This window comes from Thiohalomonas denitrificans (assembly GCF_016841685.1).
Taxonomy (GTDB): domain Bacteria; phylum Pseudomonadota; class Gammaproteobacteria; order Thiohalomonadales; family Thiohalomonadaceae; genus Thiohalomonas; species Thiohalomonas denitrificans_A.
On sequence record NZ_JAENYR010000128.1, the window covers coordinates 1 to 6,155 of the forward strand.

Here is a 6,155-nt window from a genome sequence, read left to right on the forward strand (position 1 = left end):
AGGTTCGTCACCGATTCGGGCCTGCGCAGCAGGGGGTACGGCTCGCAATGACGGTTAAACGTTCATCACTGATTCCGGGCAGCGGAGCGGCGGACAGTGCTCGCAAAGTATCTACAACTGTCAGTCTACGCGATTGTCCGTTTTTCTCCGGCAGAGCACGATTGTGCAGGTGAACGCAAGTCGCACGCTTGGTGCGGGCTCTCAAAATATGCGGTTCGCCCTCCACGCATCCGTATTCGGGTGACGCAGGGCAATTTCCCCGGTGTATCATGCGTCCATGGTTGACTGGCACGTTTATATCATCTGCTGCGCCGACGGCACGCTCTACACCGGGGTGGCGCGGGACGTGGAGCGGCGCCTGGCCGAACACAACGGCGGCCCGCGTGGGGCCCGCTATACCCGCGGGCGTCGTCCGGTGAAATTGGTTTATCGGGAAGCCGCCGCCGACCGCGCTGCGGCGTGCCGACGCGAGGCATCGATAAAAAGCTTGTCACGGTCGCAAAAAGAGGCCCTTATTCGAGCCGCCGCAGCCATACCGATGTTATCGTAGGGCGTCACTTTCCTGTGCGAGGAATCGAGGTTGTCTGAAATCACCATTTTTGAGCGGTTAAAGGGCTGGTTGGCCGGCACGGGCCGAAAGGCTCTCCATTTGGTGGATCTCTACCGTCCTGAGTCGCTGCGCGCGCGGGGTATAGCCGGTGCCGCCGGCCTGATCGGGCTGGCGTTGATCGTCGTGGGGTTGGTCTTGGGTATGTTCTGGAGCGTTGAACCCGATCGGTTCGATGTAGAGGCCAACGCCGAGGCCATGGCCGAGGCGGAAGGCGGATCGGTGGTGACCGGTTATGTCACTGTTGCGGCCCTCGAGCGGGTCGCGGAGACGCTATTGGACAAGGCCGGTGGTTACTTGAGCAATGACGTGATGCCTCCCGGCGTACTGCTGGATAACCTCCCCAGTTGGGAGTACGGCGTACTGGTTCAGGTGCGCGATCTGGCGCGCGCCCTGCGCAACGACTGGAGCCGCTCGCAATCACAATCGGTGGAAGACCGTGATCTTGCCACTGCCGAGCCCCAGTTCAATGTGAATTCCGAGTCCTGGATGTTTCCGCCGAGCGAAAGCGAGTACCGCGAGGGTGTGGAGGCGTTGCGCCGCTATCGGTTGCGTCTGAACGACGAATCCCAACAGGACTCACAGTTTTATGCCCGTGCCGACAATCTGGTTGCCTGGTTGGCGGTGGTGGAGAAGCGGCTGGGCAGTCTTTCGCAACGCCTGTCGGCAAGCGTCGGCCAGGCGCGCATCAATACCGATCTCGCGGGTGAGTCGAGTGCTGAGAATGCCACGATCCGGCCCGGTGAGCTCAAGGTAAAGACATCCTGGCTGGAAATCGACGATGTCTTCTACCAGGCGCGCGGTACCACTTGGGCTTTGGTGCACTTCCTGCGGGGGGTTGAGCAGGATTTCAACGGCATCCTGCGTAACAAGAACGCCATGACCAGTCTACGCCAGGTCATCCGCGAGTTGGAGGCGAGCCAGCACGCCATCTGGAGTCCGATGATTCTCAACGGCAGTGGTTTCGGTATCCTTGCCAACCACTCGCTGGTGATGGCGTCCTATGTATCGCGGGCCAACTCGGCGGTCATTGATCTACGCTCGCTGCTGGAGCGGGGATAGCTCGGACTTCTCACCGCAAAGACGCAAAGGACGCAAAGAAATTGATTGCAAACGCACCCTGGCGTGCCTCGATAAGCCATTGACTTCTTTGCGCTCTTGGCGTCTTTGCCTACATGGATGTAGGTGAGGGGCGTGAGCAGGAGCGGAAGCTTTGCGGTTAAATTACAAGATGTTCGGGCTAAATCGCTGTTCCGAAATCGTGTCCAACACGCTCCTTGGTGACATACCGAGATACATGTAGGAGCGGCGGAAGCCGCGATTCGGCGTTTCGCGACTTCCGTCGCTTCCACATGCATGGACCCGATTTAGAACACGTACTTAGCGCCGCCAGTGTCCGGATTTCCCGCCGCGCTTCTCCAGCAGACGGACTTCCCCCATTTCCATGCCTCGGTCGACCGCCTTGCACATATCGTAGATGGTCAGCAGGGTCACCTGAACGGCCGTCAGTGCCTCCATCTCGACCCCGGTCTGACCGGCGGTTTCCACCGTGACCATGCAGGAGACGGCACTGTCCGCCTCCTCCGGCACCAGATCGATGTCGACCCGGCTGAGAGTCAGGGGATGACACAGCGGGATGAGATCGGCGGTCTTCTTCGAGGCCATTATTCCGGCGATGCGGGCCACGCCAAGCACATCGCCCTTCTTGTGTCCGCCGGCGATGATCCGCTGCAGCGTTTCCGGCTGCATGCGGATGCGTCCCTCTGCGATTGCTACCCGCCGGGTAACGGCCTTGTTTCCGACATCGACCATGTGGGCATTGCCGTCACTGTTGAAGTGGGTCAGTTCGCTCATGCGGGACTCCGGCCGGGTTCGTTGGTGGGCGCGGCGTTATGATAGGCTCGTGTCGATACCCGCGCAAATCATCCGTTCAAGACACACTCACATGCTCTGTCTGGGTGAAATCCACCTACATCGTCCGCTCTAAAGTAGGCGGCTTGATCTGCGAGCAAGGGTCACAAAAGTTGTGAAAATTGGACCGGCCTGGCCGTGTTCGCCCGAAGGTCGGGATCCGGCAAAAGAACGGAGCCTCGGGCAGGCAGGAGGCCATCCCTATGGCGATTTTTTTTCGCCATGCCCCTCCGCGTCCCCTGCGCCTCTGCGTTGCAATTCGCCGTTTTCCTTTGCGCCCTTTGCGTCTTTGCGGTTAGATCCGCAGGTAAACTGATATCATCGAGCGTGTAGTCGCTGCGCCAACGGGAAAAAGACCATGACCGTAGATGTGAAATTCTTTGCCAGTCTTCGTGAGCAGGTCGGTTGCGAAGGCGCCTCGGTGGAAATCGGCGAGGTCGCTACCGCGGCCGACGTCTGGTTGGCTGCGGCTGGAGGCAAGCCGATGCCGCCCAACGTGCTGGTAGCGGTCAACATGGAGTACACCGACCCGAACCGGGAGGTGAAAAGCGGCGATGAAGTCGCCTTCTTCCCGCCGGTGACCGGAGGTTGATCTCGTGCGAGTCCGAGTGGAGATCCATAACGACACACTGTCGCCCTGGGAAGAGTTGGCCAGTCACGAGCAGGCAACGGCGGAGCTGAAGGGCCGTATCGGTGCGGCCGGTGTCTTTGTCGGGACCATGCGTGACTTCAATGAAGCCTCGGATGTGATCGCCATGCACCTCGAGCACTATCCCGGCATGACCGAAACCCATCTGGAACGGATCTGCGCCGAAGCCGGAAAGCGCTGGGAACTGCTCGACACTCTCGTGGTCCATCGCGTCGGCGAGATCCTGCCCGCCGAGCCGATCGTGCTGGTCGCGGTCTGGTCGGAACACCGCAAAGACGCCTTCGAGGCGTGCCGCTTCATCATGGAGGACCTCAAGTCGAAGGCGCCGTTCTGGAAGAAGGAGACCCTCACCGACGGCAGTGCGCGCTGGGTCGAGAAGAACACCGCCGGTTATTAGCCCGAACATTTCATGAAATCCACGCGCCCTCGCTTGTCTCTTGGCCGCACAAGGAATTTCCTTCCCTCGACCGTGTTCCCGGATACGGCACTCCGTCAGAAAATCCCTTGTGCGGCCAATATCCTGCGCGATCATCACGCGGATTCATGAAACATTCAGTTAGAAAGCAAATTCCGCACCGCAGAGGCGCAGAGTTCGCAGGCAATTACGTCGGCCCTCAAAATGGCAGAGCCGGGAATTACGACTGGCTCAGTCCGAATGCAATTGATCGGTTCGGTTTCCAAGGTGCAGTACGGATGCGCCCCGCTTTTTTTCTCTGTGCACTCTGCGTCTCCGCGGTGCAATCGCCCCTTTCTGTTGGCGCTGGTGTGCCTTTGCGGTGAGATGCAATTGAACTTTTCGGTTGTCGAATCGCACCTGTCCCCTATCCTTTAAGAGTGGGATTTTCGATGTGAGAGGGACAGCTGATGGACCACCTGAGTGAAGAGCAGCGTCGTGCACTCCGTCACCGGCTTCAGGAGCGCCATCAGCAGCTAAGGGACCAGATCCGCGAAGAGTTGCTGAGGGCGGACAGAGAGCGTTACAGCGACTTGGCGGGCCAGGTGCATGATCCGGGCGAAGAGTCGGTGGCGGATCTGCTCTCCGACGTCAATAACTCCATTGTTGACAACTATCTTCGGGACCTGCGCCACGTAGAGATTGCCCTGGAGCGCATGAACGAAGGGACTTACGGGATTTGTGACGAGTGCGGGATCGAAATCCCCTTCGAGCGCCTTGATGCCTATCCGACGGCTATCCGCTGCATCGAGGATCAGGAGATTTACGAGAAGCTCTACCGCGAGCGCCGCCATCGGCCTTCGCTCTAACCCGGATTATTCACCGCAAAGACGCAAAGGACGCAAAGCTTTGATGATAAAGCATATTGCATTATCGCTGCGGTTCTGCCGTTTCCGCTGTTTTTCGGTGATGCATGCCGATAAGCGATTGAATTCTTGGCGTTCTTGGCGTTTTGCGGTGAGTTCGTGAATTTTCCAGGCTAAGCACACGCCAGCCGCCGCAAAAGGATCTGCACCCGGAGGCGCCGAGTGAACCGGGTGAGCTATCCGTTCAAACGCCCGGAACGTCGCGGATTTCGAATTCCAGGGTCTCCAGATCGCCCATGATGTAGGTGGCCCGGGGGCCCACTCCGGCGACCGTGCCGGGGTTTATCATCCAGCTGGTTTTTCCCTTGATGTTCTCCACCGCTGTGACCGCCGGACGGTGGTCATGGCCGCAGCAGACGACGTCCCAGTCACCTGTCGTCGCCAGTGCCTGGGCATAATGCGGAAAGTGCACCAGAAAGATATGCCGGCCGCCCAGCTCCAGTCCTGCATCCATGCCATGGTAGAAAATGACACTTCCGGGCTCCTGTGCCAGCATGAACATGGCATAGGTATCGCCCTCGTTATTGCCATGAATCACGTGCACTGGCAATCCCGCGGCCTGGAGCGGCCGCAAGGCCGTGGGCGCCACCACATCGCCGCAGTGCAGCACCGCCTCCGCCCCGAGGGACTTGGCTTCCTCAACCGCCGCTTTCAGAAAGGGACGGTTGTCGTGGCTGTCGGAAACTATACAGATTTTCATCAGCTAACCGCAAAGACGCTAAGGTCGCAAAGAAAGGCCGCCTATCTTAGCCAAACCCGGCCGTAACTTCACTGAACACTCGCGGCAGGAAGAGACCGAAGACGACTTTCACTGCAGAGGCGCAGAGGGTACATGACGGCTCTCCGCGCCTCTGCGTTGAATGATTTCTCTCAGAAGTGCGGCTTCTCCGGCGCCTCTCGGTACATCCTGACACTGGAGAGGAGCTCTTCCTTGGCCGCATCGATATCGCCCCAGCCCTCCACACGGACCCATTTGCCCTCATCAAGGTCTTTGTAGTGCTCGAAGAAATGGGCGACCTGATCCAGCAGGACCGGCGACATATCATCGATGTTCCGTGCGCTCCGGTATAACCGGCAGAGTCTGTCCACAGGCACGGCCAGAATCTTGGCATCATCACCGGATTCGTCGGTCATCTTCAACACACCCACCGGCCGGCAGAGGATCACGGAACCGGGAATGAGCGGGACGGGGCTGACGACCAACACGTCGACCGGGTCACCATCTTTGGACAAGGTGCGCGGGACATAGCCGTAGTTGCAGGGATAGTGCATGGCGGTATTCATAAACCGGTCGACGAACATGGCGCCGGTCTCCTTGTCGACCTCGTACTTTACCGGATCGCTGTGGGAAGGGATTTCGATGATGACGTTGATTTCGTTGGGAACGTCTTTCCCGGCGTCGACGCGGTCGAGATTCACGATAAGCCTCTCTTAGTGCCCTATAAGAAAACGGCACAGTATAAAAGGGCTAGTGGCTGGTGGCTAGTGGGGAGGGGCGAGTGGGGAGTGGCGAGTGGGGAGTGGCGAGTGGCGAGTGGCGAGGGGCTAGTGGCGGGGGGCGAGGGGCGAGGGGAGGGGGGGTGGGAGGGGGAGGGGGGAAGAGGGGAGGGGGAAGGGGGAAGAGGGAAGAGGGCAGAGGGACGAGGGAAGAGTGAAGGGGGAAGGGGG

8 protein-coding genes are annotated in these 6,155 nt (G+C 59.4%); 5 read left to right on the forward strand and 3 right to left on the reverse strand.

What is annotated here, in order from left to right; genetic code table 11:
- Positions 1-277: 277 nt before the first annotated feature.
- Positions 278-550 (forward strand): GIY-YIG nuclease family protein, encoded by a 273-nt coding sequence (locus Q7L05_RS16685; RefSeq protein WP_303909335.1) that lies wholly within the window; start codon positions 278-280, stop codon positions 548-550.
- 126 nt (positions 551-676) lie between these two features.
- Positions 677-1,669, forward strand: coding sequence for a DUF2333 family protein (locus Q7L05_RS16690; protein ID WP_317623152.1), 993 nt, complete (start codon positions 677-679; stop codon positions 1,667-1,669).
- Between the two features lie 318 nt (positions 1,670-1,987).
- Here Q7L05_RS16690 and moaC read toward each other — a convergent pair whose 3' ends face one another.
- The gene (moaC, locus tag Q7L05_RS16695) at positions 1,988-2,461 is read right to left on the reverse strand and encodes a cyclic pyranopterin monophosphate synthase MoaC (protein ID WP_303909336.1); all 474 of its coding nucleotides are present in this window, start codon (positions 2,459-2,461) and stop codon (positions 1,988-1,990) included.
- 415 nt (positions 2,462-2,876) lie between these two features.
- Here moaC and Q7L05_RS16700 point away from each other — a divergent pair, with 415 nt between their 5' ends.
- The 3 genes from Q7L05_RS16700 (at position 2,877) to Q7L05_RS16710 (ending at position 4,430) form a co-directional block, all read left to right on the forward strand.
- Positions 2,877-3,110 (forward strand): MoaD/ThiS family protein, encoded by a 234-nt coding sequence (locus tag Q7L05_RS16700; RefSeq protein WP_092995452.1) that lies wholly within the window; start codon positions 2,877-2,879, stop codon positions 3,108-3,110.
- Between the two features lie 4 nt (positions 3,111-3,114).
- Positions 3,115-3,564: a molybdenum cofactor biosynthesis protein MoaE gene (locus Q7L05_RS16705; protein ID WP_317623151.1), complete on the forward strand. Its 450-nt coding sequence runs from the start codon at positions 3,115-3,117 to the stop codon at positions 3,562-3,564.
- Positions 3,565-4,031: 467 nt separating this feature from the next.
- Positions 4,032-4,430: a TraR/DksA family transcriptional regulator gene (locus Q7L05_RS16710; protein WP_303909340.1), complete on the forward strand. Its 399-nt coding sequence runs from the start codon at positions 4,032-4,034 to the stop codon at positions 4,428-4,430.
- A 241-nt stretch (positions 4,431-4,671) separates the two neighbouring features.
- On the opposite strand, the gene Q7L05_RS16715 is transcribed toward Q7L05_RS16710, so the two are convergent.
- On the reverse strand, positions 4,672-5,187 hold the full coding sequence (locus Q7L05_RS16715; RefSeq protein ID WP_303909342.1) for a metallophosphoesterase family protein: 516 nt from the start codon (positions 5,185-5,187) through the stop codon (positions 4,672-4,674).
- A gap of 170 nt (positions 5,188-5,357) precedes the next feature.
- The gene (gene ppa, locus Q7L05_RS16720; protein WP_303909344.1) at positions 5,358-5,906 is read right to left on the reverse strand and encodes an inorganic diphosphatase; all 549 of its coding nucleotides are present in this window, start codon (positions 5,904-5,906) and stop codon (positions 5,358-5,360) included.
- Between the last annotated feature and the right edge of the window lie 249 nt (positions 5,907-6,155).

Bases quoted from the DNA above. Each gene is read 5' to 3' on its own strand.
- Q7L05_RS16685 (WP_303909335.1), top strand. From the start codon at position 278: ATGGTTGACTGGCACGTTTATATCATCTGCTGCGCCGACGGCACGCTC.
- moaC (WP_303909336.1), bottom strand. From the start codon at position 2,461: ATGAGCGAACTGACCCACTTCAACAGTGACGGCAATGCCCACATGGTC.
- Q7L05_RS16700 (WP_092995452.1), top strand. From the start codon at position 2,877: ATGACCGTAGATGTGAAATTCTTTGCCAGTCTTCGTGAGCAGGTCGGT.
- Q7L05_RS16710 (WP_303909340.1), top strand. From the start codon at position 4,032: ATGGACCACCTGAGTGAAGAGCAGCGTCGTGCACTCCGTCACCGGCTT.
- Q7L05_RS16715 (WP_303909342.1), bottom strand. From the start codon at position 5,187: ATGAAAATCTGTATAGTTTCCGACAGCCACGACAACCGTCCCTTTCTG.